This is a genomic window from Rhizobacter sp. P1_G5, assembly GCF_056405435.1.
This window is the reverse complement of the sequence record NZ_JBFUCB010000935.1, coordinates 1-1620: the sequence shown is the minus strand read 5'-3', so window position 1 is coordinate 1620 and position 1620 is coordinate 1. Positions and strand designations below refer to the sequence as shown.

The 1620-nt window shown below is 68.5% G+C and carries 1 protein-coding gene; it reads left to right on the top strand.

Features of this window, described 5'->3' with window-relative positions:
* Positions 1–1620 (top strand): 2-oxoacid:acceptor oxidoreductase family protein (locus AC1D12_RS32895; protein WP_477845316.1); only part of this gene is annotated, 1620 nt, incomplete at both ends.

Sequence of the window (1620 nt, the reverse complement as noted above, 5' to 3'; positions counted from 1 at the left end):
CAAGTGGTACGCCGCGCTCGCCTACATCCGCGCCAACAAGCTGAACCACAACGTCATCGAAGGACCGAACGATAGGTTCGGCCTGATCGCGAGCGGCAAGGCCTACAACGACACCCGCCAGGCGCTGCACGACCTGGGCCTGGACGACGACGCCTGCCGGCGCCTCGGGATCCGGCTGCACAAGGTCAACGTCGTGTGGCCGCTCGAGGCCACCATCACGCGCGAGTTCGCGAAGGGCCTGCAGGAGATCCTGGTCGTCGAGGAGAAGCGCCAGGTCATCGAGTACCAGCTGAAGGAAGAGCTCTACAACTGGCGCCCCGACGTGCGGCCGAACGTGCTCGGCAAGTTCGACGAGGTGGCCGGCGACCAGAGCGGCGGCGAGTGGTCGCAGCCGAACCCGGGCAGCAACTGGCTGCTGCGCGCGCAGGCCGACCTGACGCCGGCCATCATCGCGAAGGCGATCGGCAAGCGGTTGAAGAAGCTGGGCGTCGATGCCGACACCGCGGCGCGCATCGATGCGCGGCTCGCGCTGATCGAGGCCAAGGAGCGCAGCCTGACCGRGGTGAAGAGCGAGGGCGGCGACCGGCTGCCGTTCTTCTGCAGCGGCTGCCCGCACAACACCAGCACCAAGGTGCCGGAGGGCTCGCGCGCGGTGGCCGGCATCGGCTGCCACTACATGGTGGTGTGGATGGACCGCAGCACCAGCACCTTCACGCAGATGGGCGGCGAAGGCGTGCCCTGGATCGGCCAGGCGCCGTTCACGACCGACGAGCACATCTTYGCSAACCTGGGCGACGGCACCTACTTCCACAGCGGCAGCCTGGCGATCCGCCAGAGCATCGCGGCCGGCGTGAACATCACCTACAAGCTGCTCTACAACGACGCGGTCGCGATGACCGGCGGGCAGCGCGTCGGCGAGCGGCCCGAGGGCCACTCGGTGCTGCAGATCATGAACAGCCTGAAGGCCGAAGGCGTGGCCGCGCTGTGCATCGTGACCGACGAGCCCGAGAAGTACGACGGTGTCGCGCTCGCCGAGGGCGTGCAGGTGTTCCACCGCGACGAGCTCGACCGCATCCAGCGCGAGTACCGCGAGCTGAAGGGCACGACGGCCATCATCTACGACCAGACCTGCGCGACCGAGAAGCGCCGCCGCCGCAAGCGCGGCACGATGGTCGAGCCGGCCAAGCGGGTCGTGATCAACGAGTTGGTGTGCGAAGGCTGCGGCGATTGCTCGGTGCAGAGCAACTGCCTGAGCGTCGAGCCGGTCGAGACCGAGTTCGGCCGCAAGCGCCGCATCAACCAGAACACCTGCAACAAGGACTACTCCTGCGTGAAGGGCTTCTGCCCGAGCTTCATCACCGTCGAGGGCGGGCAGCTGAAGAGCGCGAAGAAGGCGAAGCAGGAGCGGCCGCAGCCGTCGGCGATCGCGGTGCCCGAGCCGGTGCTGCCGGTGGCCGAGACGGCCTGGGGCATCGTCGTCGCCGGCGTCGGCGGCACCGGCGTGATCACGATCGGCCAGCTGCTCGGCATGGCCGCGCACCTGGAGGGCAAGGGCATCGTCACGCAGGATTCGGCCGGCCTCGCGCAGAAGGGCGGCAGCACCTGGAGCCACATCCAGAT